The sequence below is a fragment of the Bacillus sp. BK450 genome (assembly GCF_004364885.1).
Lineage (GTDB): Bacteria > Bacillota > Bacilli > Bacillales > Bacillaceae > Bacillus > Bacillus safensis.
Genome location: NZ_SOBQ01000005.1, coordinates 196,372 through 222,055, shown reverse-complemented (window position 1 = coordinate 222,055; position 25,684 = coordinate 196,372). Strand labels below are relative to the sequence as shown.

The window sequence follows — 25,684 nt, the reverse complement described above, 5'->3', positions numbered from 1 at the left end:
AAAGGACGTGCCGCCCTTGTCAGAGCAAAAAGCGGCTGAAGTCAATCAGCTGATTGAAGACATTTCGCAAAAGTTAAATATGCTGAACATTGGAGTCATCAAAGCCGAGGACTTCAGTCCAGACAAGTACGAAGATATTGAATTTCTACACCAAATGGTGATGAAAAAATCTTCATTCAGCCCAAGTGAAATGCAAGCCATCGCAAGCGAGCTAAAAAACTTAAGAAAATAATCGTGCAAAGGAAACTAAGATTGCGGTTTACGCCGCTTTCTTCCATCCATGCACAGAAAAAGCCAGCACCCCGCAAGGTGCTGGCTTTGTTTATCCTGTCAAAACTGCTTATTTTGCGAGCAGTTTTAATGATTCACGGTTAAATGCTGGAATGTCATCAGGTGTACGGCTTGTCACAAGCTGATCCTGACAAACGACAACTTCTTCATCTTTGAATTTTGCGCCTGCGTTTTCCATATCTACTTGAATGGATGTATAGCCAGTCGCGCCTCTGCCTTCCAGCGTCTTTGCTGTAATGAGCAATTGCGGCCCGTGACAGATCGCAAATACTGGTTTTTTCTCGTCCATAAATGCTCTTGTGAACTGGACATAGCGGTCATCTGCACGCAGAATGTCTGGTGAGAACCCGCCAGGAATTAGCAGTGCATCGAAGTCTTCAGGCTTCACGTTATCAATGGACGCATCCACTCTCACTTCTGCTTCTCCTTGCTTCCCTTTCACTGTTTTTCCTTTTTCGTTTTCAATGACTGTGATCTCATGGCCTGCATCTTTAAAGGCTTTTGCAGGCTCGGTGAATTCAACATCCTCAAAGTAATCTGTTAATACAACTGCAATTTTCTTACCCATGTAGAAACCCTCCTGCTTGATTATCGTTTACACTACACACTATACCCGGGTACATTGAAATCAAACATCCTATCCCGATCAGAAAACCCCTTATGATAAAAATAAGCATTTAGACTTATTTATATTTCCTCAACAAGGTAATTCGTATGATTTATGTTATCTTTACAATAATCTGCAAAAAATAACTACAAAAGTTAACGAAACATTTCTACAATAGGTATTGTGGTCAAAAAAATTAGAAAGGCGGAGATCAGGTGAAGAAGCAAGCACATAGGTCTAAACGAAGGAAAAACCTGTCTATTCTGCTCACTTCCATTATGATGATTAGTCTCATTCTCCCAGCAGTACCTACTCATGCAGCAATAGAAAACGGCGATGCCGTAAAAGTCAGCATCTTAGCCACAACGGATGTTCATGCGAACATGATGAATTACGATTATTACAGCGACAAAGAAACAAATGAATTTGGTTTGGCAAAAACAGCCGAGCTGATTGAAAAGCACCGTTCACAAAATCCAAATACACTCCTTGTTGATAACGGAGACCTGATTCAAGGAACCCCTCTTGGAGAATACGTTTACAAAAATGAAAAAGACAGTATCATCAATCAAACAAAGGTTCACCCCATTATTCATACACTCAACAAACTAAAGTACGATGCAGGAACACTTGGCAATCATGAATTTAACTACGGATTATCATTCCTTGATGGTACCATTGCCGGGGCTAACTTCCCGATTGTCAATGCGAACGTCAAAAAGTTAAATGGAGAACACCGTTTTACCCCTTATGTGATCCAAAATAAGACCTTTAAAGATGCAAACGGAGCTTCCCAAACTGTGAAAGTCGGTTACATAGGATTCGTTCCACCTCAAATTATGACGTGGGATAAGAAGAATTTAGATGGACAAGTTCAAGTGCAGGATATCGTCGAATCTGCTAATGAAACCATTCCTGAAATGAAGGAAAAAGGCGCAGATATCATCGTCGCTCTTGCCCATACAGGAATTGAAAAAACCGCTTCGCCTAAAGGATCAGAAAATATGATCTTTGACCTTGCCACAAAAACGAAAGGCATCGATGCGATCGTGTCCGGCCATCAGCACGGCACATTCCCAAGCGCTGAATATAGCGGCGTCGACAAATTCGATGTCTCAAAAGGAACGATCAACGGCATTCCAGTCGTCATGTCAAAAAACTGGGGAAGCTACCTCGGAGTCATTGATTTAACATTAGAGCCTGACGGCAGCAAATGGAAGGTCACAGATGGAACAGGAAAGATTGAATCTGTTGCAGGAGTCACCTCTCAAAACAGCACTGTGAAAGATGCCATTCAAACAACGCATCAAAACACACTTGAGTATGTGAGAAAACCTGTTGGTAAAACAGAAGCAGACATTAACAGCTTTTTTGCTCAAGTGATGGATGACCCTTCTATTCAAATTGTGACAGATGCACAAAAATGGTATGCACAAGAAAAAATGAAGGACACGTCATACAAAAACTTACCGATTTTATCTGCAGGCGCCCCGTTTAAAGCCGGCGGCCGAAACGGTGTAAATTATTATACAAATATCGCAAAAGGTGATTTAGCAATTAAAAACATCGGCGATCTCTACCTTTACGATAACACCGTGCAGATTGTCAAACTGAAAGGCAGTGAAGTGAAAGACTGGCTCGAGATGTCTGCTGGACAGTTTAATCAGATCAAACCAAACAATTCAAATGAACAGCCTATTTTAAACGAAGAATACCGCTCGTATAACTTTGATGTGATCGATGGTGTCACCTATCAAGTCGATGTGACGCAGCCTGCTAAGTACAGCACAACAGGCACTCTTGTTAATGCGAATGCAAACCGCATCAAAAACCTGTCCTACAATGGGAAACCAGTCTCTGACAATCAAGAATTTTTAGTCGTAACGAACAACTATCGAGCTTCTGGCGGCGGGGGCTTCCCGCATCTGACGCAAGATAAAGTGGTGCTTGCCTCAGCTGATGAGAACCGCCAAGTGCTGATGGATTATATTATCGAACAAAAAACCATCAACCCAAGTGCGGATCAAAACTGGTCCATTGCACCAGTGAAGGGCGCAACAGTCACATTCGAATCTTCTCTTTTGGCTAAGCCGTTTGCTGAAAAATCAAGCAGCGTAGATTTTGTTCGTAACGCCAGCACAGATGGTCTTGGCGTGTACAAGCTAGCCTTTAAAGAGGATGGCACAACAGAACCGCCTGCATCAGATAACTGGAATTTAACGGTGATGCATACAAACGATACACACGCACACCTTGATGATGCGGCAAGACGTGCAACAAAGATTAAAGAAGTTCGAGCCGAAAGCAAAAACAACATTTTATTAGATGCTGGAGATGTCTTCTCTGGTGACCTATATTTCACAAAATGGCAAGGACTTGCCGACCTAAAACTGATGAACTTAATGAAATATGATGCCATGACGTTTGGTAATCATGAATTTGACAAAGGTCCTTCTGTTCTTCGTCAATTCCTGACAGGTGATGCATCAGATGTAGATGCGAAAAACCGTCATCAATTTGAAAAGCCTGCATTCCCGATTGTGTCATCAAACGTTGATGTCTCTAAGGAAAAACAATTGAGCGGCTTAGTGAAAAAGCCAGCCACATTCAAAGCTGGTGAGAAAAAAGAAGCTGGGATTTACCCATACATCCTGCTTGATGTAAACGGTGAGAAGGTGGCTGTATTCGGCTTAACGACTGAAGACACGGCCATTACGTCCAGCAGCGGTCCTAACATTCAATTCAAGGATGCATACAAGAAAGCAAAAGAAACAGTCAACACGATTCAAACAAAAGAAAAAATCAACAAAATCATTGCTTTAACACACATTGGCTATAACCGTGACCTTGAGCTTGCCCAAAAAGTAGACGGGATTGATTTAATCATTGGCGGTCACACGCACACCCTTGTTGAAAAATTAAAGGTCGTCAATAAGAAAGAACCAACGATTGTCGCACAGGTAAAAGACTACGGACAATTCTTAGGAAAAGTAGACGTGGCCTTTAATCAAAAAGGAGTCGTACAGCCAAAGGAATCTTCTTTTGACCTCATCACCATCGATGACTCTGTCAAAGAAGATGCCGATGCAAAAGCGATCCTCGATCAGTACAAGGCAGATATTCAAGATTTAAAAACGGAAAAAGTCGGGTCTACCGATGTCCTCTTAGATGGACAACGCGAGCATGTCCGTGCGAAGGAAACGAACCTTGGGAACTTTATTGCTGACGGTATGCTGAAAAAAGCACAAGAATCTGCTGGTGCTGATCTTGCCATCACAAACGGCGGTGGTATTCGAGGCAGCATTGAAAAAGGAGATATCACATTAGGTGATATTTTAACGGTCATGCCATTCGGAAACACACTCTATGTCGCAGATTTAAAAGGCAGCCAAATTAAGAAAGCACTCGAACAAGGGCTTTCAGGCATTGAGGAAGGCGGCGGCGCATTCCCTCATGTAGCCGGCATTGAATATACGTTTACGCTGAGTAAACCAGTTGGCAGCAGACTCATTGATGTCAAACTGAAAGACCAAAACGGCATACTAACAAACATTGATGATCAGAAAACATACCGCGTGGCGACAAACGCATTTGTCGGCACAGGCGGAGATGGCTACAGCGTCTTGACAGAAGCCTCTCACGGCGAAGACTTAGGCTATCTTGACTATGAAATCTTCAAAGAGCAAATTGAACAGGCAGACGGCGGGCATATTTCTCCTGTCATCGATCATCGAGTGAAAGAAGTGTTCCTTCCGCGTGCGAAAGGAAAAGGCGCCTATGACATTCAAGATGATGAAAAATTCCAAACGTATGTGCAGCATACAAACAAAGCATTGCTCTATTTAGACAAAGCGAGCGAAGCGAAAAACGTTCAATTGTCTCTATCAAAAGCGCAGGTAGCCGAGCTGAAGAAAAGAGAGCAAGATCCAAACGTCACCATCTATCATGACAAAGTGGGACTCGTATTACCGCTCTCTAATTTGTCCGAAAATAGCGCAGATATATGGATGAAAAAAACGAATAAGGTGAAAAATGCATTAACCGATACGTATGATTTCCAAATCAAACAAGATCAGAAAAAGGTTTCTACCTTTAAAGATCCTGTCACACTATCCTTTACATTAGATGAGCCTCAAAAGGCGAAGAAACCTGGTGTATATTATGTAGACCGCAAGAAAAACCGTTATGCCAAAACAAGTAACGGATCGTTCGAAAATGGGGTCGTATCAGGTCAAACTGAACACTTCAGCGAATATACCGTACTCAACCAAAGCGGGGCAGCTGGAACAACGCCAGATCAAACTGGCGGAGAAGGCGGTACATCAGCGCCAGGCGGAGGTTCAGGTACAGATCCAAACCAAGATGGAACCGGACTCCCAGGCGGCACACTGCCTAATACAGCAACGATGATGTATACAGCTGTATTGATTGGTGTACTTATGCTTGCCTTAGGCGGTATCCTATATTACTACCAGCGCAAGCGTACAAGAAAAAATGTATCATCCTAAAAAAGGACAGAGCGTATGCTCTGTCCTCATATTGTTGACAAAGGGCTAAAATGATCTTGATTTTAGCCCTTTGTCTTCTTTTCATCTCAATCTTGGGATAAATAAATCCAATTGCGCTTATCAAATTCTTTCACATTATCTGATCCTATATGACGCAGCATTCTATTGAAGAACGTGATATCATCTTCATCATCGATGGCATATAAATCCTCTTGAACATAATCTCTTATAATAAAATTCGTTAAGTTCGTATTATTCACAAAATCAGCAAAATAATCCTCTACAAGAGTTAAATCCTCTTCACTTAACTTTTCATCATTAATAATTGAAATATGAAACACATTCAAAATCGCTTGTATATCTTCTTCATCCATATAACATAATGGCTCTAGTTTTCGATCTTCTTCCGTAAACGGTTTTCGAGTATCTTCAATAATCACGTAACATAATATTCGATGATTTTTCATCACGCTAAAAATTTCTAAATCCCGTAATTTTAGTGGTCGATTCAGTCTAATCATTTTTCCTCCTATCAATCATGATCTTGTCGTTGTATATCCCCGCTTCTCCAAAAATTGAAACGGACAGAGCCTATGCTCTGTCCGTTTTTTCTCTTCTAGCAAAATCGACGAATCTGAAGCGGTCTAATCGGTGACGGCTTTCTGTGTATTGAAATAGACTCGTATCCTCTAAGAACACATAATTCTTTACCACGACGACATGGTCAAATCCCTTTAAATCAAGGTACTTCGCATCCTCTTCTGTACATGGCTCTACCACAAATTCCTTTTGAGCATAGCTGATTGATACACCGAGTTCTCCCTCAATATACTCGTAGATTGATCCTTCGCATATGTCTTTAGTCAAGACTTCAACATGCTTTTGCAAGAAGTAGTCCTTGTCTAAAATCACTTCTTCCCCGCTAATATTACGAGATCGAATGACTTTCCAGACGTCTGTCTGTTCATCAATTTTCAGCTGAGACTGAATATACTGGTCCGCTTTAATTAAGCCAAATTCATGAACCGTTGTGACTGTCTTTCGGCCAAGCGTTTGGGAAAGCTCTTTAAAGCTGACAAGACCCGATACAGGGAACTGCATTTTCTCCCGATTCAGCAATACAGAGCCTTTTCCGCGGATTTTTTGAATATAGCCATTTTGTACAAGAATATTTAATGCCTTTCTCACCGTCTCCCGGGACGTGTCGTACATGATAGAAAGTTCATGTTCTGATGGGAGAATGCCTTTATCCTGCCATTCACCTTGCTCAATTCGTCTTGCGAGCTGATCATAAATCACTCGAAACTTATTCTCTTTCATTTTCCCTCCGCCCCATTTTCTAGCGTTTGGTTAAATGATAAACGATTGACTCATATGGGCGCAACGTAAATCCCTTGATATGTGCCGGCACATCCTCATAATTGGATAACAGGACTTGCCCCTCCATCTCATCTACAGCCTGTACAAGCTCATCAGGAAGCGTAAAGTCCGCCTCCCCTGGATAAAAGTGATTGATCACGAGGAGCTTCTCATCCTTGCTTTCTCTAACATAAGCAAAAATCTTTGGATCTTCTGCTAAAAGTAAGGAGAAGCTGCCATATGTGATCACATCAAGTTCTTTACGCAGTCTGCAAAGGGCTTGGTAATGATAGAAAATGGACGTCCGGTCTTTTAACGCAGCTTCGACCGAAATGTCGTTATGGGCTGGCTCAATCCAAGGTGTTCCTGTTGAGAAACCTGCATTCTTCTCTGAGGTCCACTGCATTGGTGTTCTCGCATTATCTCTTGACTTGACCTGTAAAATGGCGAGTGCTTCTTCCTTTGATTTTCCCTTTTCAAGCATGACTTCGTACATATTGAGTGATTCGATATCACGGTAAGACGAAATGTCCTCAAAGCGAGGATTCTTCATGCCAATTTCCTCACCTTGATAAATATAAGGAGTCCCCTGCATCAGATGAATCGTGGTCGCCAGCATCTTCGCTGATTGCTGATGATACGTGTCATCATCACCATACCTTGAGACGATACGCGGCTGATCATGATTGCACCAGAACAGCGCATTCCAGCCGCCGCCCTCATGCATTTTCGTCTGCCATTCAGACAGAATCGACTTTAATTCTTGAAAATCAAATGGTGCGATCGCCCATTTTTCACCGTTTGGATAATCCACCTTTAAATGATGGAAATTGAACGTCATATCCAGCTCCTGCCGATCAGGTCTTGTATACCGAATGCAGTCTGCGATATTCGTTGAAGACATTTCTCCAACTGTCATGCTATCGTATTTCGAAAAAACCTCCTGGTTCATTTCATGCAGAAATTCATGAATTCTCGGCCCATCCGTATAGTACATGCGGCCGTCGCCTTGCACAGATTGTCCGGCGTCATCTAAGAAGCGCTGATCCTTTGAGATGTTGTTGATGACATCCAGCCTGAACCCATCAATTCCTTTTTCAAACCAAAAGTGCATGATGTCATATACTTGCCCGCGCACCTCATCCTTCTCCCAATTGAGATCCGCCTGAGTGACATCATATAAATGAAGATAATAATCTCCTGTTACTTCGTCTAATTCCCAGGCTGGGCCGCCAAATTTCGACTGCCAATCATTCGGCGGAGATCCGTCCGCTTTTGGCTCCTTCCAAATATAATAATCTCGGTAAGGATTATCCTTTGACTCACGCGAGGCTTGAAACCACTCATGGAAAATGGATGTATGGTTAACGGCTAGATCCATGATGACTCGTATTCCTCTCTCATGCGCTTCCTTCAGCATGCGTTCAAAATCTGTCATTGTGCCGTACATGTCGTGGATTTTTGTATAATTACTAATATCATAGCCGTTGTCATGCTGCGGGGACTCATACATTGGCGTGAGCCAAATACAATCCGCCCCAAGCTCTTTAATGTAATCAAGCTTTTTCGTCACGCCATTGATATCCCCTGTACCAGAGCCCGTTGTATCTAAAAAGCTCTTCGGATAAATTTGATAGACCACCGCTTTTTTCCACCATGGTTCATTTGATTGCTGATTCAATTTCCTTCACCACCACTAGTTAAGTTCTTCTGAAAAATCCTTCTTCTTTTTTAGTTTTGCATATAAAAGAGTACCGATGAATGGAAGGATGAGTACAATCACCATTCCAATTGCAAATGCCCCCCAATATTTCGGGATAATGGAGAAGATTCCTGGAATGCCTCCAACACCAACTGAGCTTGCCAGCACCCCTTGAGAGGCGATAAACATACCGGCTAATCCTGAGCTGATCAGTGCAAAAATAAATGGGAATCGATAACGCAGGTTGACCCCAAACATCGCCGGTTCGGTAATTCCTAAATAAGCAGAAATACTTGATGTCAGCGAAAGTCCTTTTTGCTTTTCATCTTTTAAGACAAACATCATTGCCAGTGCAGCTGATCCTTGTGCGATATTGGACAGTGCAAGCATTGGCCATAGGAACGTGCCGTGCAGCTTTGAGTTAATCAATTGAATATCCACAGCAAGGAACGTATGGTGCATTCCTGTAATGACTAATGCTGCATACAGTCCGCCGTATAATAGACCGCCAAGTGCTGCGAATTGCTGGAAGACGGCTACAAGTCCAGATGTTAAAACATTACCGATTGCAAAGGTAACAGGTCCAATGACGATAAATGATAAAAATCCAATGACTAATAACGTAATCGGTGCAACAACTAACAGCTGAATACTTTCAGGTGTCCGTTTTGTGATAAATAATTCGAGCTTTGCAAGTAAATAGGAGGCGACGAGTATCGGAAGAACCTGTCCTTGATAGCCTACCTTCTGCACTTCAAGTCCAAACAAATTCCAAACAGGAATGTCACCGGTCTTCTCAGCCGCTCCATAGCCCCATGCGTTTAACAAGTCCGGGTGTACAAGCATCAGTCCAAGGACCATCCCTAAAAGCGGATTTCCCCCAAACCGCTTCACAGCTGACCAGCCAATTAATGCTGGCAGGAAGGTGAAGGCAGTTCCTGCAATTAAGTTGATCATATTCGCTAAATCAGCCCATGCCGGATACACATCCACAATCGATTTTTGATCGAAGAAAATATCAGGAGCTGTTAAAATATTATTAATCCCCATTAATAAACCGGCTGTGACGATGGCAGGAAGAATCGGTATAAAGATATCCGCAAGCGTTTTCACAGCACGCTGCAATGGATTTAATTTTTGATCAGAGGCACGCTTGACGTCTTCTTTTGTGGCTTCCCCAATCCCCGTCCTTTTGACCATTTCGGCATATACTCGATTGACGACCCCTTGGCCGATAACCACTTGGTATTGACCGTTCGCTGAGAAAGATCCCTTCACTTCATCAATTTGTTCAAGTGCTTTCTCATCCACCTTGCCTTCATCTTTCAGCACAAAGCGCAGCCTTGTTACACAATGTGTCGCTTGATCAATATTTTCTTTGCCGCCGATGGCTTTCACAATCTGATCTGCTGCTGCCTGATAATCAGCCATACTATCCCCTCCGAGATCGTTTTTTTATATAAGAAAAAAGAACCAAAAAACTTGTATATACATGTTACTTTATATTTTATATTTGTATATACATGTAGTCAACAACAAAATGTAGCGCTTACATAAAAAAGCTCCCTCAATGTGCTCAGGGAGAGGCAGCGTGTCATCCTCTTTTTTTATGCTCCGTTAATTTCTCGTAGACCTTATTTTTGTAAAAGGAGGAGGCTGGGCGGGCAAAAGTTTGGCGCTTAGATGTAAGTTCATCCAGACGTTTTTGTTTTTCTTCACAGATAAGAGACAGTTTCTTTCTTTCTTCTCCATCTATGCTTGATTGAAGTAATTCTTTGACAGTCATGAGTTCTTTTTTCAGCGCTGTTTCTTCCCCAGCAAATCCGGCATTTTTCATGATGCGGTAGCCCATTCTAAGTTCTTCTGGTACATGAGCAGCATCATCTTTTGGCAGAGGTTTCCCAAAGCCAGATAATCCTTCAAAAGCCCCGTTATCCATCGCTTTTTTGATCCGTTCTTCTGATAATCTCTGCGCAAAATCCATAGCGTTTCTCCTTTCGCCGGAAGTATTTGATTAAGCATAGCAAAAAAGCTGGCTCTCTCACAAGAGTCAGCTTCAGCATCTAGACACCCCCTCGCATTCGGTGTCTATCCTGCGCTCAGGTGCTCGTCCCTTCTTCGCTGAAAAGAGAAAAAGGGCTAAAATATTTTAGCCCTTTCTCGTTATTTATTGTCGACTTTGAAGGTTGAGACCATTTGTGCTAAGTCCTCTGACATGTCAGAGAGCTGTTCAATCGCACTTGAAATTTGCTGCATACCAGCACTTTGCTGTTCTGTTGCTGCCGCCACTTCTTGAGAGCTGGCTGCATGTTCTTCCGATACAACAGAAATTTGCTCAATCGATGTAGAAATCGTTTGATATGCTTGCTCAACTTGCTTAATAGAAGCAAGCAAATTGTTCGTTCTTCTTGAAAACTGAGATACACCGTCGTAAATCAAAGCGAAATTTTGTGACGTGCCTTCCATTTGCTCACGTCCTTCTTCCACTGCTTTACTACTTTCCTCTACACTTTCAAGAACGCGCTGACTGTTTTCCTGTGTGCCGATGACAAGGTCTGAAACGGTTTTAGCCGCATCCGCTGATTGCTCAGCTAACTTGCGCACCTCATCTGCCACAACAGCAAACCCTTTTCCTTCTTCTCCAACACGTGCCGCTTCAATTGAAGCATTCAGTGCAAGCAGATTCGTTTGGGCTGAAATGTCCGTAATAATTGAGATGACACTTTCAATCTCCGTTGAATGAGATTGTAATTCTTCTGCTGCCTGCTTTGAGTTGGTCATCTTGTCATGTAGCATATTCAGATGATCAAGCACATGGTTCACTAATTTTTGACCAGATTCTGATTGCTTTTGTACGTCAGATGAAACAGATTTCATTTCGTCGACTTCTTTTGTGACGCCTTCGATTTGAGTATCGATCTCTGCAACGGATGTCGTACAATCCGTGATATTTGCGACAGAATCATTGATTCCTTCACTCATATTCGTCATAGCTTCTGATACTTGCTGCGCACTTTGACTTGATTCGGTCGTCACCGTACGAAGCTGTGAAGACATTTTCGACACTTCACTAGATGAGTTTGAGATTTTCGAAATGAGCTCTTTAATCCGTCCCTGCATCTTTTGGAAGGATGCGGCAAGCTGGCCGATCTCATCTTTACTTTCAACCTCTACCATACCAGTTAAATCACCGTCAGCAATTCGATTCGCTGATTCCATCAAGGAACGTGCTGGTTTTGCAATTCTTCTTCCCATGAAGTATGAGAAGAGCAATCCACCGATAAGCACAATGGCAGATGCCACTGTGATATAGATCATCAACTTCTGCGTTGTTTGAGGCACGACAGACGCATCTAAATCAATGCCTAAAATCCCTGTCAGCTCACCGCCTGAATCCTTAATTGGCAAAAAGACTGATTTATGTGTACCAAATGAATCTTTGTAAATATCACTTTTGACCATTTTATCTTCAGAGAGCGCTTGTTTCATCTCTTCTGAAAAAGCATAATCTTGATCAAAGTCATTTTCTTCACCGGTTAGTATAATAATTCTTTCTTTGCCGCCTTTATTAGATAACACGTATAAGTTCTCAAGCGTATGATCTTTTTGAAGCTCTGCGAATTTCGTTTTGATCTCAGCATAAATAGGATCATCCTTCCCGCTAATGCTGAGTACGTTTCCATCGATGTTATCGATTTCTTTTTTGGCGGTATCAATATCTGTTGTTAATCGATAATCAAATTGCTTTAATAACTGGGATGATAAATCCTGGCTCACTAGATAAAAGGTTAGAACGAATAATGCTACGGTTGCGAGTAATGTTACGGTAACGACTGACATGATTTTAGAGGATATCGTGTATCCTCCAAATTTCCTTTGTTTCGCCATTTTTTCCTACATCTCCACTCTCAGATTTGATTTAAGCATGTACATTTTCAAATTGACCACAAACAGATGCAATCACATCTTTTAAATAAGATACGATATGAGGGATATGCTCTGGTAACGTATAAGGTGAGATGACAAAAAACTTACTAACACTTAGATAGAATTCTTGACCTTCTTTTGAGTTGACAAGTAAAAACTTCGTTGTATCGCCAAAGAACATCTCATCTCTTTTCTCTCCAAGTTTTTCAAACAGCATTTTGTTCAATTCATTGTTTCGCTCAATTTCCATTGAAGTCGCTTCGCCAGAAATCTCTTCTTGAAAACGCGGTGAGCCGTCTAGGTAAATTCTAAATAATGTAGCCATTCCGACGTTGTCATCATTCACGACTTCTGCTTGCGGAATTTCTCGGCTAAGTGCTTCTCTGAAGGCAAGGTTCACTTCTAAGAATTGACCGAGCAAGCGCTGATAGCCTTCAACCCCAAACGTTAAGAGCACACTCAGCATGCTGATTGAGCTTCCCATTCTTGAACACTCAAGTGTATAACCCGTATGGTATTCACCGTAGCCTCTATGGCCAACATATGGTGTCTCTTGTTCCTCCAGGTCCAAACGCTTTAAGTCAGCAGCGTTTTTCACTAAGAATAAACTGGATGTGTAAGGTGTTTGGCCGAGCTTTTGAAAATCAAAGCACATCGAGTCTGCAAGAGAAAGATGCTGGAATTTCGCTTTGATTTCTTTTAGCATACGAAGAACACCGACTGAGAATTGCAGCGGGTTTTCTGATACATCATACTCATTAAAGAAAGCAAAGAATCCACCCAGCGCCGAATCTGCATGAATATGCGGCACCTTCAGATCATACTTTTCAGCAATCGCTTCTGCTGTTTCACGTACCCCTTTGACATCATCAATTGCAATGGCATCTGTTGTTCCGGTTGTTGCCACAATATAAACGGGAATTCCGCCACCCTGTGCAACACGTTCCATTTGACAACGCAAATCTTCCATATCCATTGAATGATCTTTATTCGTCTTAATTCTGATTAAGTTGTTTGTGCCTAGTCCTGTTGCTTCCATTGACTTAAATAAGCTGTAATGTGCAGCATCAGAACAAAACGCATAAAGATTTTGTGGAACTCCTTTTCGCAGTGACTCCGGCGCAGCTTTTGCGATCGCTAAACGAAGTCCTGAAAAAATCGCTCCTTGACCTCCCCATGTTGTATATCCCCCGCTCATATTTGGATCATATCCGATGAGCTTAGACATCATTGAGACCACTCTGACCTCAGCTTCCGCACCTGCTGGTCCATAAACATCCCAAAGGTTGTTTCCGTTTACCAGCATAGCTGTCAGCATGCCTAAAATTCCTGGTGTACTTGCCATTGGCAAAATGTTCGTGAAGAAATACTTGGTGTGGTATGGATGGTTATGTAAAAGCTTCAGTAATTCTTCATTCACAAGTTCCGCTTGCTGGCCGTTCATCGGAATTTGACTTGTTTCAGTGAGCTTTTTGTAAAAATCCTCCCCACGATTCTTTTCACCTTTAAGGTGTGCACGGTTGGGATCTTTCAGGTCATCGACCCCTGAAATGATCTGCTCCATCAATTTGATGAGTTCTTTACGCTCTCCTGCATTTCCATCCTCACTCGGAAACCAGTTCTGAACGAGGTTCTCTGCTCGTACAGTCATATACTATCAATCCTTTCAATGGAAGATTTCCTGTCACTGTCTATATCGACCCCAATTCAGAAGTTTATAGTCTCGATATGTTCACTTAAGTATATTTAGATAATTTGTTCACTTATTAAAATAAATGAAACCCTTAAAAAACACATGAAAACCATTATGTTCACGAAACACAAAAATATATTGATATATTGTATAGGAGGAATTTTTATCCATCGTCTTATTCTATTACATGGCTCATTTTTTTTGTTTAACCTGCATAAACATTAATAAACAATGGAAATACTCTCTAAATGACCATTGTAGAAATTAAATTAATTCTTTAGACTTGTATCTTTTTACCTGTTTTATTGATATAGCAACTGGAAAATTGCTGAATTTTCTGTCAATAATAGGTCAATTTTCATAAAAAGTTTTTCGATGGGCGAATATTTTCATTTCCTCTCCTTTTATTGCTCGGACAGGCTTGCAAAGGCTCTTCACTGGTTATGACTTTTCTATTTGTGCATTTCGTGGTATATTCTAATGGTTCGTTTTCTTTCGTTCCGCCTCTTCCGTTTAACGGAGAAAAGGAGTGTTTATATGAAAACATTTATTCAAAAAAGAGGTCTCGGCTTCTTTCTGATTGCAGCCATCTTACTATGGCTCAAAACGTATTCAGCGTATTTAATCGAATTTAAACTTGGTATATCAAATTTGCTTCAGCATATTTTGCTTTTCGTGAATCCTATTAGCTCCAGCTTGTTCTTTCTTGGCTTTGCTTTATTGTTCAAGAAAAAATGGCAGCCTGCCGCTATCATTGTGATTCACTTTTTCATGTCTTTTTTACTATACGCAAACATCGTGTACTATCGATTCTTCAATGACTTTATCACGCTGCCTACAGTGATGCAGGCAGGAACGAATGGCGGACAATTAGGTGATAGTGCATTTTCACTCATGCGTTGGACTGATGTGTTTTACTTTATTGATACAATCATTTTGATTGTACTTGCAGTCCGCATGAAAAGGCAGCAGCAAACAAGTACAGCCACTGTACCTGTTCAAAAGTCAAAATCGTTTAGACTCGTCCTTGTGTCCTCTGTTGTGATCTTTGTTTTAAACTTAGTTGCTGCAGAGATCGATCGTCCAGAGCTTTTATCAAGATCGTTCGACCGCAATTATTTAGTTAAATATTTAGGTGCTTATAACTTTACTGTGTTTGATGCCATTCAAAATGTGAAATCAAACAGCCAGCGTGCTCTGGCAAATTCAAATGACGTGACAGATGTAGAGAACTATTTAAAAGCGAACAGCGCTGATCCTAACCCTGCTTATTACGGGAAAGCGAAAGGCATGAACGTCATTACAATTTCTCTTGAATCTCTGCAAAACTTTGTCATTGATTATAAGGTGAATGGAAAAGAAGTAACGCCATTCCTTAATTCATTGGCACACGACAACAAAACGTTTTACTTTGATAACTTCTTCCATCAAACAGGACAGGGAAAAACGTCTGATGCTGAATTTATGATGGATACTGGGTTATTCCCATTATCACAGGGCTCTGTTTTTATTAACAAAGCGCAAAACACATATCAAGCACTTCCTGGTATTTTGAAGAAGGATCAATATACGTCAGCAGAATTTCATGGCAATACGAAAACCTTCTGGAACCGTAATGAAATGTTTAAATCCTTTGGATATGACAGATTTTACGATTCTGAGTACTACGATATGAACGAGCAGGATACGAAGAACTATGGACTGAAAGACAAACCGTTCTTCAAAGAATCGATGCCAATCCTTAAAAACATGAAGCAGCCGTTTTATTCGAAATTCATTACCTTATCGAACCATTTCCCATTTGGAATGGATGAAGGTGATACTGATTTCGAGCCTGGTGATTTCGGTGACTCTGTCGTCGATAACTACTTCCAATCGGCTCATTATTTAGATGAAGCGATTGAACAGTTCTTCAACGATTTGAAAAAGTCAGGTCTCTATGACAACACAGTCGTCATTATGTACGGAGATCATTACGGTATTTCTGAAAACCATAATGAAGCGATGGAAAAAGTGACAGGACAAAAAATTGGAGATTATGAAAATGCGCAGCTCATGCGTGTGCCGCTCTTTATCCATGTTCCTGGCGTAAAAGGCGGACAGATTCATAAATACTCTGGTGAAGTCGATGTCGCACCAACCCTTCTGCACCTGCTTGGCGATGATACGAAGAACTATTTAATGTCTGGTTCTGATATCTTATCGAAGAACTTTAAAGAGCTTGTGCCATTTAGAAACGGTGACTTCGTGTCTAAGGACTACACGAAAGTAGGCAATAACTATTACAGCAACAAAACAGGCGAGAAAATCGAGCCAACTGACAAGGCATCCCAAGAAAATGAAACGGTGAAAAAGATGCTGGAGACATCTGATAAGATTGTCACCGAAGATTTACTCCGTTTCTACAAGCCTAAAGGCTTTACACCGATTGACCGCAATGATTATGACTATACAAAGAAAGTACAGGATGAAAAGGATTCCTCTTCCGCCAAAGATGAATCCAGCTCTTCTCCAAAATAACGTTCTCATGCTAAGAACCAGCCGATCCTTGATCAGCTGGTTCTTTTTACGTTTGATCATGATTACTCCGGGTATAGGAGAAGAAGGAGGGATTTATCATGAAGAAAACAGCAGCTTTTGTCGTGACTGCCTCACTTGCTTCGTCTGCCCTTTTCGGTTTCAGCCCTGCTGTCTCAGCACACGCCATGACCAAACCGGCAGCAGAACAATCTGTTCCTCAAGGTCCAAAAGCCGCGCTTACCAGCATTTATGAGCTGGCACATAAAGGACAAATGCCCTACTATGCTAAAGGATTGAAAATAGGCGTTCAAACCAAAAAAGACGTTCATCATCAGCTCGGAAATCCATATCCAGAAACAGGTCAAAGCAGCTTTGATTTGTATCATGCGGAAATGGGGAATCCCGGATTTGCTTTTCACTATGATGCAAAAGGCAAAATTGATGAAATCCGTTATTTCGGTACAAATGTAGAAAAAGAAACGAATATTGGCGGTATGACCCCTTCGTTACTAAAGAAACAGCTTGGACCAGCGGATTCAGTGAGCACCATCCCGCAGACAAAAGAGAAAAAATATGTGTATCGTACCGGTGATTATGAGCTCGAATTTATCGTTGGACATGATCCTGATATTAGCCAGCATGAACTCACCGTGCTGCATATCAACTTGATAAAAGCCAATTCTTAAATAAAAAAGCATCCTGAGCACATGCTCTGGATGCTTTTCTTTTATTATGATGCCACTTCTAACTGCGGCTTTCTTTTCAGTTTTCGTTTGAGGACTGGACCTGCTACATAATCAAGACCAAGTTTTCCGGCATTTCCTTTCGCTGCCATGATGAAGACTGCGATCAGAAGAAGCAGCGGGTTCACAGAGACGGTTCCAGCTAGTAAGAAAGAGACATTCATCACGCTTCCAAAAAAGGCTGACGTTGTTGTAAATAATCCGACAATTAATCCTAGGCCTACTAAGATTTCTCCCCACATGACCATGGCACTGAATAGTCCGGCATTTGGCAAAGCGACATTTTCTAAAAACCATACATAGAACGGATACACAAGATGACCATCTTTGACGACAGGTTCAGATATCGCAAATTGCAAATAGCCTGATGCATCAAATCCACCTGTTAGTTTTCCAATACCAGATGTCAGCCAAGTCCATCCGATATAAAGTCTTGCTGCCAAAAGGATAACGGCTGCCCATACATTCGTTTGTAAGAATTTTGTAAACATGATGATGCCTCCTTTTAAATTATGTGAAATATTTCACATTTTCTTTATGATCTTATTATACTATGCTATATCTAATTTGTGATCTTTTTCACATATATATTCACAAATTGTTCATGAATATCTAATTGAGGTAAACTTTTCCCTTGCTGAAACCGTCTAAGTCATTTCAGACCGTAAAAAGGGGTTTAATATTGTATGAAAACACTATTTCATTTTGCTTATTTACAGGCCATCTCATGTCTATTCCCCGTCATGATCTTTGCGGCGCTTGCCCTATCAAAGACGGTGTCTATTACTTTTCTTCACCGGTATGATTTCATTCTGCTACTTTGCCTCACGGCTCAGATCCTGATGCTGACGCTGCGGCTGGAGACTTGGGCGGAGCTAAAGGTCATTTGTCTATTTCATCTCATAGGAATCTGTTTAGAAGTGTATAAAGTACATATGGGCTCTTGGTCCTACCCAGAAGAAGCTTATACAAAAATATTTGGGGTTCCACTTTATAGCGGCTTTATGTATGCGAGTGTGGCTAGTTATATTTATCAGGCATTTTCACGACTTCATGTAAAAGTGGCCGACTGGCCTCATCCATTTCTTTCAATTGGCATCAGTTTGTGCATTTATCTCAATTTCTTTACGCATCACTGGCTTTATGATGTCAGATGGTGGCTGACATGTCTGCTTGTTGTTGTGTTTCGGAAAACATCGGTTTCGTTTCAGGTTGGTCCATCTTCCTTTCGAATGCCGCTTATTGTTTCATTTCTCCTGATTGGCTTTTTTATTTGGATTGCCGAAAATGTCACCACCTTTTTAGGCGCATGGCAATATCCAAATCAGCAGCATGCTTGGTCCATTGTTCATCTAGGGAAAATTAGCTCATGGTTCTTACTCGTTGTGATCAGTATTGTGTTAGTGATCGAACAGCGTAAACAAAAAAACGTTCAGCCCATTTGACCTGGCTGAACGTTTTTTTTAATCTCGATCGACTTCCTTACGGAGATCATCTGCGACAAATTCTACATTCGTTCCAATAATAATTTGTACGGATGTTTTTCCAGAAGTCAGCACCCCTTTGGCACCTGCTTTTTTTAATGTACCTTCATTTAATAAATTAGTATCCTCTACTGTTAAGCGAAGACGTGTGGCACAATGATCAATGTTGGTGATATTGTCTTTGCCGCCAAGCCCCTCTACGAGCATACTCGCCCCACCTGCCGTCACCGCATCATCCGTTGCGATATCTTCCATGTCATCATCTTCCCTGCCTGGTGTTTTCAGCTTTAATAGTTTAATGAGGAAATAGAAAACGACAAAGTACACGACGCCATAAATGATTCCTACTACAAGAAGCAAGATCGGTTTTTGCGCAATACCGAAGCTTAAGACGTAATCAATCGCACCTGCTGAAAAGGCAAAGCCGCTATGAATCCCAAGAGTGTTCACAATAAAAAGCGAAAGCCCCGTCAAAATAGCATGGACACCATATAAAAGTGGTGATAAAAACATAAAAGAAAATTCAATTGGTTCAGTGATCCCTGTTATAAATGATGTAAGTGCCATCCCAATCATCAGACCAGCTGTTGCTTTTCGTTTCTCAGGTTTTGCAGTTACAACCATGGCTAGACATGCCGCTGGCAGACCAAACATCATCACTGGGAAGAATCCAGTCATAAAGACACCTGCACTTGGATCTCCTTTAAAGAATCGCGCTAAATCCCCTGTTGCCCCGCTGAATTCACCGAATTGAAACCAAAATAAGTTATTCAAGACATGGTGAAGTCCTAATGGAATGAGCAATCGGTTAAAGAAACCAAACAGCCCTGCACCTGTTGCACCAAGGCTTAAAATCCATTCTCCTAAATCATTGATTACACTTTGAATCGGCGGCCATACATATCCGAAAACGGCTGCTAATAGAATGGTGAAAAGTGCGGTCATTATAGGCACAAGCCGCCTTCCGCTAAAGAAACCTAAGTATTCCGGCAGTTTCGTATCCTTAAATTTATTGTAAACATAACCTGCCAAAAGCCCGCATAAAATACCGCCCAATACACCCATATTGTTGGTTGAGTTAATCGACGTTGTACCGGCTGACAAAATAAAATAAGAGATCGCTCCTGATAATGCCGCTGCCCCGTTCCCATCCTTTGAAATACCAATCGCTACACCCATTGCAAAAATTAAAGCCAAGTTCGCAAAAATTGCATTCCCTGCCGCATGAATAAACGGGATATTGAATACATCCTCCCGCCCAATGGCCAAAATAATCCCTGCTGCTGGAAGTACAGCGATTGGAAGCATAAATGATTTTCCTAGCTTTTGAAAAAACTGAAACACCATCTGATTTCCCCCCTTTGTCATCATCATGACCAAAGCATTCATGATGTTCATAAAAAATATATCATATGCACGTCTAGTTATCTATACCAATTTGTCCACATCCATTTGAATTCCGCTCTTTACTCTTTTTGCGTAAAATGTGGTAAGCTATTGAATAGAATGAAGATATAGAAAGCGGGAATGAACAGTGATTGTCAAACATGATCATGAGTTAGAAGCCTTAAAAAAAGTCGGCCGAATTGTCGCTTTGGCAAGAGAAGAAATGAAAAGCCAAGCGAAACCAGGCATGTCTACAAAAGAATTAGATTTGATTGGGAAAAAAATATTAGAAGAGCACGGTGCCAATTCAGCACCTGAAAAGGAATATGACTTCCCTGGTACCACTTGTATCAGCGTGAACGATGAAGTTGCACACGGTATCCCAAGTGAAAAAACCATTTTACAAGAGGGCGACCTCGTGAACATTGATATCTCAGCAGAACTGGACGGCTATTATTCCGATACGGGCATTTCATTCGTTTTAGGTACAGGTGATGCTCGTCTTGAAGCATTATGTAAGTGTGCGGAAGATGCGTTCCTTGAAGGATTAAAACATGCAAAAGCCGGTAAAAGACAAAACCAAATTGGCCGTGCGGTCTACAATACAGCGAAAGAACAAGGATTTACCGTCATTAAAAACCTGACAGGACACGGCATTGGGAAGAATCTGCATGAAGCACCTAACCATATCTTGAACTACTATGATCCATTCGATAATGCTTTGTTTAAAAATGGCACAGTCATTGCCTTTGAACCTTTCATTTCAACAAATGCTGAATCGATTTATCAGGCTGATGATGGCTGGACATTTAAAACACCAGATAAAAGTCTAGTCGCACAGATTGAACATACGATTGTGATCACTAAAGACGAACCGATTATTTTAACAAAGCTGTAAGCCAGCTATCCCCTCCTTCACAGGTGGGGAATCAGATTGTTGACAAAGGGCTAAAATGATGTTGATTTTAGCCCTTTGTCTTCTTTTCAGCGTGATAGAAAACCTTTGCAGTCTAGGAAGGACGAGCAGCGGAGCAGAGCGAATTTGACATTCGTGAGCACCGGAGCGCAGACCTGACAACGAATGCGAGGGTTTGTCTACACGCTGTATCCCCTCCTTCACTGAGAGGGGATTTTTTCATGCCCGTTTCACGAATCTGTCACGACTAAACAAAAAAGCCTGTGGTAAAATAGGCAAAGATATGTGAAAGGGGTCTTATTTGATATGTGGTTCATCATCATAGGTGTTATCTTTTTCATCGAAAGTATTATCTTAACGGTTGTAGGGATTAAGAAAAAACAATCCATGATGACCTATCTTGGTGTTGTCATCATGATTATGACGGTCGGCATGATCCTCGTTACCCTCAACCCGCCAAATTCATAAATCAATATTTCCAGCATATACATGGATCATAGGCAGATAGAATCAGTTTTCATTTCTTGACACCTGCACGCTTTTCACGTCCTTTTTTGAGATGTTACAATGCAGGCAGTTTCAATTGAAAGGAGTTTTCTATCATGCATTATGGTAGCAAAGGCTGGTATGTCGAAGAATTAAAGAAGCTTGGTGTGACTAAGCATGAAGGAAGAAAGCTTCAAAGCTTAAAAACATATTTCCTTGCAAATCTTCTTGAGCAAAAGAAACGCAGCTCATAAACGCTGAAAAGCCGTACATCTTAAGATAATGTACGGCTTTTTTTAAATGTGCTGAATGCGTTTTTCTAAAGACTTCCTCACCACATCTGCTAAAGCATCTACTTCAAGAACAGCTTTCAGTCTCTCTGGACTTGTTTGACGATATTTGACTTCGTTGACCTCATGGACCGTAATGTGATGGGACGCTTTTTCTACTAGTACAAGCGATGCATCAGGCGGCACCATGCCTTCTTTCAATACACGTAAATAAAAGCCTGTATACCCTGTTTTTTGCACTTCCTTTACAAGCTTCATGTTGCCATGCTTAAGAGACAATTTCACACAAGGCTGTCTTGGCTGGCTCACCTCAACAAATGCATCTCCAAGCTGAAACACATCGCCAATATGCACATTCGTTTCGACTAGCTGGCGCACTGTTACATTCTCGCCAAAGGCAGCTTCCTGTAATGGTACCCTTAAAAATTGTTCAAAGTGAGCATAATGATCATACGGAAAGACACAGACGGCTTTATCATAACCCCCATGATGAACCAAATCCCCCTGACCATCTCCTTCAAAATTGACCTGACTTAAATACACAGGCTCATGAATGCGCCTTTTGTTGATGGCTGTTTTGATTTCTTTTCCATTCGCATATGTAATGATAGGTTGTCCCACTTGGATTCCTTCTATGTCGTATCTCTTTTGTCCCACGATGGCCATCTCCTTTGGTTGTCTACTGGCCTTTATTTTACATCGTTTGACAATCAAATCATAGTCGATGTGTGAAGATCAGATGCAGGCTATGGTACGATGTGAAAAAAGGAGAGATGACCATGATTCATTATCACGCCATTGTAAAAGGACGTGTGCAAGGAGTCGGCTTCCGTTATTTTGTTCAGGGAGAAGCCGTCAATCGTGGAATGAAAGGCTGGGTACGCAACACAGATGAAGGTCATGTCGAGTTAAAGGTAGAGGGTGAGCAGCAGAAAGTGATTGATTTCTTAGAGACTGTCCAAAAAGGAAGTCCTTTTTCAAAAGTCACCGACATGCAAATGGAGCCGCTCACCGAGCTTGCTCATTATCAGGATTTTCGAATACGGTCATAAAAAACCTAGCTATATGTAAACATTATTCCTATTCATGATAGTTAGACGGAGCTTTCGTATTATATAGTTCAGCCAGAATTTTCTGGTTGAACTTTTTTTATTTAGATTTAATCTATCAGTAGCCAGGGTAGAACGTACGGAGGAGTGGGACATTGATTCCGTCAAGTAAACTGTTCACCACCTACTTGTAGAAATATGTTTGAGGCTGGTTGGGACTTAGATCTTCTATAACATCGAATCGGTACGAGTCATGCATAAGATTAATTGGACTGGTTCGATATTGCCTCAAAATAGTCTAGAACTACTTTGCGGAATTCCAATGAAGCTTGCGTCATGTATCGACTTGTATGCCATAATAAAGCGATATCACGTACAAGTTCATGATTCTCAACTTGCAAATATTTAATCTTTCCCCATGATATTTTTGCTGTGCTTGGTATGAAGGCAAGTCCAATTTCAGCTTCTACAAGACTGATCAAACGTGTAGGTTCATCGCCCTCATACACATATTTAAGGTCAATTCCAGCCGATTTGCATACAGAGTCTACTAAATCACGAGTGCCGTATCCTCTTTTCATACCGACAAAGCATTCATCCTTAAGTTCTGTTAAACATACGCTAGTTCGGTCTGCCAGTCGATGCCCATTAGGAACTGCTACAAGAATGGGATCAACAAAGACAACTTGACATTCGATGTCTTCCCCTTGAAAAGGAGAGGACGACAAGCAAAAATCGACTTCGCCTCGATGTAAAAGCGTGACCATTTCCAGTGTGGTCAGCATTTGCACATGAAATTGGATATTAGGACGTTTTTTACGAAACTCTCGCATAATCTGAGGCAAAGTGCTTGCTGTGGTTACCGCAAGCTTTAGTGTGCCAGATTCTCCTCTAGACAAATCGCTAATCTCCTGTTTTCCCTGTTCCAACTCAAACAAAGCCCTTTCCGCGCGACGAATGAATTTGTTGCCAAATTCATTTAAACGCAGTTTCCTGCCTGTGCGATCAAATAAAGGCACCCCTAAATCTTCTTCCAGACGCTGAATCGTTTTGCTTAGCGACGATTGCGTAACGTGGAGGCTTCGTGCAGCTTCAGTTACATGCTCTAATCGAGCTACCTCTAGAAAATATTGTAGTTGAAGGAGTTCCATTTCATTTTCTCTCCAATCATTCCTTTTGGTCAATGATATCATAACTTTAAATGCGTTGGAATGAATGTAAAATTCCAAGTAAGATATCAATATAACAAATTTAAAGGGGGAGAAAAAATGAATTCTCGTAGCAGATGGTTAATGATATCCGTTGGACTAGGAATATTATTAAACCCTTTAAATTCATCAATGATTTCTGTTGCTATTGCTAGGTTGCAACATGTGTATAGCATTGATTTTACTGCTGTTTCCTGGATTGTGTTTTCATTTTATATCGCTAGTGCTATCGCCCAACCTGTCATGGGGAAGACTAGTGATTTATTCGGCCGGAGGAAGATATTTCTGGCTGGTCTTGTTGTATCCTTAGTTTCTTCTATTCTGGCTCCATTTTCTCCAAATTTCGGATGGCTTATTGTGTTCAGAATCGTACAATCCATCGGAACTAGTATGCTGATTGCAGTTGGAACAGCTATAGTACGCATTCATATTACAGAAAAGCAATCAGATGCTTTAGCAGGTTTATCAATTTTCCTATCCGGTGCGGCAGCTATAGGACCTTTTGCCGGAGGAGTACTTATTCAATGGTGGGACTGGCCAGCGATCTTCATTGTCAATACCCCGTTTGTAGTAGCGAGCTTTATATTAGCTTGGAAAATGATTCCTAATGATGGACCAGCAGCAACGGTTTCACGTGACATGTCGTTTCGAAAATTACTGGGTGTGATTGATGTGCCAGGAATTCTGCTCTTTGTGGTGGCTCTGATTGCCCTTCTAGTTGGCTTGCTGACAGCGAAATCATCTGGGCATTTCTCTATGTGGAATATCGTTGTTGTGCTAATCGGGCTCGTTGCGGTGGGAATATTCGTACGACATGAGCTAAAAACAGTGTCGCCATTTATTCCTTTACGCACCTTCGCCAAATATCCAGGGATGACTTGGGTCAATATACAATACTTGCTAGTTAACTTCCTTTATTATTCACTCTTTTTTGGGATTCCGTCATACCTGCAAATGGTACGTCATGTCAGTGAATTCCAGACAGGGATTCTTATGTTAACCTTGGGCTTGAGCTCGATTATAGCTTCGCCAATAGCAGGGAAATGGGTCGGTAAATCAGGACCCAGACCTGCATTGATTGTATCCTCATTACTGATGGTAGTAGGGGCAGTGTGGATCGTGACATGGACGCAAAGTTCACCAGTCATCAGTGTGTGCCTGGCGTTAGCCGCATTCGGTTTTAGCAACGGGCTAAACGCTGTTGGTATGCAGGCAGCTTTGTTTAAAAGCTCTCCAAAAGAAATTGCTGGTGTATCATCTGGACTATTTAATACATCGAGATACTTGGGAACAATTTTATCTTCACTGTTGACAGGTATCATTATGGGAGGTGCGTTCACCTTTACAGGATTCCGATTGCTTGGGGTTTTCCTAACGGTCATTGCATTGGTCTTAGTATTTATAAGTCTGCGGCTCAGATATTCTGAGCAATTGGATGAACCGAGTACAAGCAATTCAAACAAAAAATAAAAATTGGAGTTGAATGTTATAACAACTGTTAATATCAAGGAATGG

The 25,684-nt window shown here is 41.4% G+C and carries 22 protein-coding genes; 10 read left to right on the top strand and 12 right to left on the bottom strand.

Annotation, left to right across the window (positions count from 1 at the left end):
- Window positions 1-16 precede the first annotated feature (16 nt).
- Window positions 17-232: a DUF1128 domain-containing protein gene (locus tag EV579_RS16560; RefSeq protein ID WP_003214000.1), complete on the top strand. Its 216-nt coding sequence runs from the start codon at window positions 17-19 to the stop codon at window positions 230-232.
- 108 nt (window positions 233-340) lie between these two features.
- On the opposite strand, the gene EV579_RS16555 is transcribed toward EV579_RS16560, so the two are convergent.
- Window positions 341-859, bottom strand: a complete 519-nt coding sequence (locus EV579_RS16555) for a type 1 glutamine amidotransferase domain-containing protein (protein WP_024425275.1) — start codon at window positions 857-859, stop codon at window positions 341-343.
- 254 nt (window positions 860-1,113) lie between these two features.
- Between EV579_RS16555 and EV579_RS16550 the strand changes: the two genes are divergently transcribed.
- On the top strand, window positions 1,114-5,406 hold the full coding sequence (locus EV579_RS16550; RefSeq protein ID WP_133744871.1) for a multifunctional 2',3'-cyclic-nucleotide 2'-phosphodiesterase/3'-nucleotidase/5'-nucleotidase: 4,293 nt from the start codon (window positions 1,114-1,116) through the stop codon (window positions 5,404-5,406).
- 86 nt (window positions 5,407-5,492) lie between these two features.
- Here EV579_RS16550 and EV579_RS16540 read toward each other — a convergent pair whose 3' ends face one another.
- From EV579_RS16540 to EV579_RS16510, 7 genes are all read right to left on the bottom strand, one after another.
- Window positions 5,493-5,927 (bottom strand): terpene synthase, encoded by a 435-nt coding sequence (locus tag EV579_RS16540; RefSeq protein ID WP_133744870.1) that lies wholly within the window; start codon window positions 5,925-5,927, stop codon window positions 5,493-5,495.
- Window positions 5,928-5,997: 70 nt separating this feature from the next.
- Window positions 5,998-6,726 carry a trehalose operon repressor gene (gene treR, locus EV579_RS16535; RefSeq protein WP_133744869.1) on the bottom strand — a complete coding sequence of 243 codons (729 nt, stop codon included), beginning with the start codon at window positions 6,724-6,726 and terminating at the stop codon, window positions 5,998-6,000.
- A gap of 19 nt (window positions 6,727-6,745) precedes the next feature.
- The gene (gene treC / locus EV579_RS16530) at window positions 6,746-8,446 is read right to left on the bottom strand and encodes an alpha,alpha-phosphotrehalase (RefSeq protein WP_133744868.1); all 1,701 of its coding nucleotides are present in this window, start codon (window positions 8,444-8,446) and stop codon (window positions 6,746-6,748) included.
- A gap of 15 nt (window positions 8,447-8,461) precedes the next feature.
- Window positions 8,462-9,898, bottom strand: coding sequence for a PTS system trehalose-specific EIIBC component (treP, locus tag EV579_RS16525; protein ID WP_122631765.1), 1,437 nt, complete (start codon window positions 9,896-9,898; stop codon window positions 8,462-8,464).
- Between the two features lie 163 nt (window positions 9,899-10,061).
- Window positions 10,062-10,451, bottom strand: coding sequence for a DnaJ family domain-containing protein (locus EV579_RS16520; protein ID WP_024425281.1), 390 nt, complete (start codon window positions 10,449-10,451; stop codon window positions 10,062-10,064).
- Window positions 10,452-10,630: 179 nt separating this feature from the next.
- Window positions 10,631-12,355, bottom strand: a complete 1,725-nt coding sequence (locus EV579_RS16515; protein ID WP_133744867.1) for a methyl-accepting chemotaxis protein — start codon at window positions 12,353-12,355, stop codon at window positions 10,631-10,633.
- 31 nt (window positions 12,356-12,386) lie between these two features.
- Complete coding sequence (locus EV579_RS16510) at window positions 12,387-14,045, bottom strand: pyridoxal phosphate-dependent decarboxylase family protein (protein WP_044334637.1); 1,659 nt, start codon at window positions 14,043-14,045, stop codon at window positions 12,387-12,389.
- A gap of 579 nt (window positions 14,046-14,624) precedes the next feature.
- Here EV579_RS16510 and ltaS point away from each other — a divergent pair.
- Together ltaS and EV579_RS16500 are read left to right on the top strand one after the other, a co-directional pair.
- Entirely contained in the window at window positions 14,625-16,607 is a 1,983-nt protein-coding gene (gene ltaS, locus EV579_RS16505) for a lipoteichoic acid synthase (protein ID WP_133744866.1), read from the top strand.
- A gap of 98 nt (window positions 16,608-16,705) precedes the next feature.
- Window positions 16,706-17,293 carry a YjgB family protein gene (locus EV579_RS16500; protein ID WP_133744865.1) on the top strand — a complete coding sequence of 196 codons (588 nt, stop codon included), beginning with the start codon at window positions 16,706-16,708 and terminating at the stop codon, window positions 17,291-17,293.
- 44 nt (window positions 17,294-17,337) lie between these two features.
- Here EV579_RS16500 and EV579_RS16495 read toward each other — a convergent pair whose 3' ends face one another.
- Window positions 17,338-17,841: a DoxX family protein gene (locus tag EV579_RS16495; RefSeq protein ID WP_133744864.1), complete on the bottom strand. Its 504-nt coding sequence runs from the start codon at window positions 17,839-17,841 to the stop codon at window positions 17,338-17,340.
- Window positions 17,842-18,036: 195 nt separating this feature from the next.
- On the opposite strand from EV579_RS16495, the gene EV579_RS16490 reads away from it, so the two are divergent.
- Window positions 18,037-18,795, top strand: coding sequence for a DUF817 domain-containing protein (locus EV579_RS16490; protein WP_133744863.1), 759 nt, complete (start codon window positions 18,037-18,039; stop codon window positions 18,793-18,795).
- A gap of 18 nt (window positions 18,796-18,813) precedes the next feature.
- On the opposite strand, the gene nagE is transcribed toward EV579_RS16490, so the two are convergent.
- Window positions 18,814-20,181 (bottom strand): N-acetylglucosamine-specific PTS transporter subunit IIBC, encoded by a 1,368-nt coding sequence (gene nagE, locus EV579_RS16485; RefSeq protein WP_042968202.1) that lies wholly within the window; start codon window positions 20,179-20,181, stop codon window positions 18,814-18,816.
- Window positions 20,182-20,368: 187 nt separating this feature from the next.
- Here nagE and map point away from each other — a divergent pair, with 187 nt between their 5' ends.
- From map to EV579_RS16470, 3 genes are all read left to right on the top strand, one after another.
- Entirely contained in the window at window positions 20,369-21,118 is a 750-nt protein-coding gene (gene map / locus EV579_RS16480; RefSeq protein WP_024424611.1) for a type I methionyl aminopeptidase, read from the top strand.
- Window positions 21,119-21,442: 324 nt separating this feature from the next.
- Entirely contained in the window at window positions 21,443-21,604 is a 162-nt protein-coding gene (locus EV579_RS19045; RefSeq protein WP_087978305.1) for a hypothetical protein, read from the top strand.
- A gap of 134 nt (window positions 21,605-21,738) precedes the next feature.
- Window positions 21,739-21,876, top strand: coding sequence for a YflJ family protein (locus tag EV579_RS16470; RefSeq protein ID WP_064497716.1), 138 nt, complete (start codon window positions 21,739-21,741; stop codon window positions 21,874-21,876).
- 42 nt (window positions 21,877-21,918) lie between these two features.
- Here the strand turns inward: EV579_RS16470 and EV579_RS16465 are convergent, their stop codons facing one another.
- Complete coding sequence (locus EV579_RS16465) at window positions 21,919-22,569, bottom strand: MOSC domain-containing protein (protein ID WP_133744862.1); 651 nt, start codon at window positions 22,567-22,569, stop codon at window positions 21,919-21,921.
- A 122-nt stretch (window positions 22,570-22,691) separates the two neighbouring features.
- Here EV579_RS16465 and EV579_RS16460 point away from each other — a divergent pair, with 122 nt between their 5' ends.
- Window positions 22,692-22,964 (top strand): acylphosphatase, encoded by a 273-nt coding sequence (locus EV579_RS16460; protein WP_133744861.1) that lies wholly within the window; start codon window positions 22,692-22,694, stop codon window positions 22,962-22,964.
- Between the two features lie 260 nt (window positions 22,965-23,224).
- On the opposite strand, the gene EV579_RS16455 is transcribed toward EV579_RS16460, so the two are convergent.
- Window positions 23,225-24,112, bottom strand: a complete 888-nt coding sequence (locus EV579_RS16455; RefSeq protein ID WP_024426626.1) for a LysR family transcriptional regulator — start codon at window positions 24,110-24,112, stop codon at window positions 23,225-23,227.
- A gap of 117 nt (window positions 24,113-24,229) precedes the next feature.
- Between EV579_RS16455 and EV579_RS16450 the strand changes: the two genes are divergently transcribed.
- The gene (locus EV579_RS16450; RefSeq protein ID WP_133744860.1) at window positions 24,230-25,639 is read left to right on the top strand and encodes an MFS transporter; all 1,410 of its coding nucleotides are present in this window, start codon (window positions 24,230-24,232) and stop codon (window positions 25,637-25,639) included.
- Window positions 25,640-25,684 lie beyond the last annotated feature (45 nt).

Coding starts and splice junctions, on each gene's coding strand:
- EV579_RS16520 (WP_024425281.1), bottom strand. CDS start 10,451: ATGGATTTTGCGCAGAGATTATCAGAAGAACGGATCAAAAAAGCGATG.
- EV579_RS16490 (WP_133744863.1), top strand. CDS start 18,037: ATGAAAACACTATTTCATTTTGCTTATTTACAGGCCATCTCATGTCTA.
- EV579_RS16515 (WP_133744867.1), bottom strand. CDS start 12,355: ATGGCGAAACAAAGGAAATTTGGAGGATACACGATATCCTCTAAAATC.
- ltaS (WP_133744866.1), top strand. CDS start 14,625: ATGAAAACATTTATTCAAAAAAGAGGTCTCGGCTTCTTTCTGATTGCA.
- EV579_RS16510 (WP_044334637.1), bottom strand. CDS start 14,045: ATGACTGTACGAGCAGAGAACCTCGTTCAGAACTGGTTTCCGAGTGAG.
- EV579_RS16460 (WP_133744861.1), top strand. CDS start 22,692: ATGATTCATTATCACGCCATTGTAAAAGGACGTGTGCAAGGAGTCGGC.
- EV579_RS16500 (WP_133744865.1), top strand. CDS start 16,706: ATGAAGAAAACAGCAGCTTTTGTCGTGACTGCCTCACTTGCTTCGTCT.
- EV579_RS16540 (WP_133744870.1), bottom strand. CDS start 5,927: ATGATTAGACTGAATCGACCACTAAAATTACGGGATTTAGAAATTTTT.
- EV579_RS16555 (WP_024425275.1), bottom strand. CDS start 859: ATGGGTAAGAAAATTGCAGTTGTATTAACAGATTACTTTGAGGATGTT.
- nagE (WP_042968202.1), bottom strand. CDS start 20,181: ATGGTGTTTCAGTTTTTTCAAAAGCTAGGAAAATCATTTATGCTTCCA.
- EV579_RS19045 (WP_087978305.1), top strand. CDS start 21,443: ATGTGGTTCATCATCATAGGTGTTATCTTTTTCATCGAAAGTATTATC.
- EV579_RS16450 (WP_133744860.1), top strand. CDS start 24,230: ATGAATTCTCGTAGCAGATGGTTAATGATATCCGTTGGACTAGGAATA.
- EV579_RS16470 (WP_064497716.1), top strand. CDS start 21,739: ATGCATTATGGTAGCAAAGGCTGGTATGTCGAAGAATTAAAGAAGCTT.
- EV579_RS16495 (WP_133744864.1), bottom strand. CDS start 17,841: ATGTTTACAAAATTCTTACAAACGAATGTATGGGCAGCCGTTATCCTT.
- treP (WP_122631765.1), bottom strand. CDS start 9,898: ATGGCTGATTATCAGGCAGCAGCAGATCAGATTGTGAAAGCCATCGGC.
- EV579_RS16455 (WP_024426626.1), bottom strand. CDS start 24,112: ATGGAACTCCTTCAACTACAATATTTTCTAGAGGTAGCTCGATTAGAG.
- treR (WP_133744869.1), bottom strand. CDS start 6,726: ATGAAAGAGAATAAGTTTCGAGTGATTTATGATCAGCTCGCAAGACGA.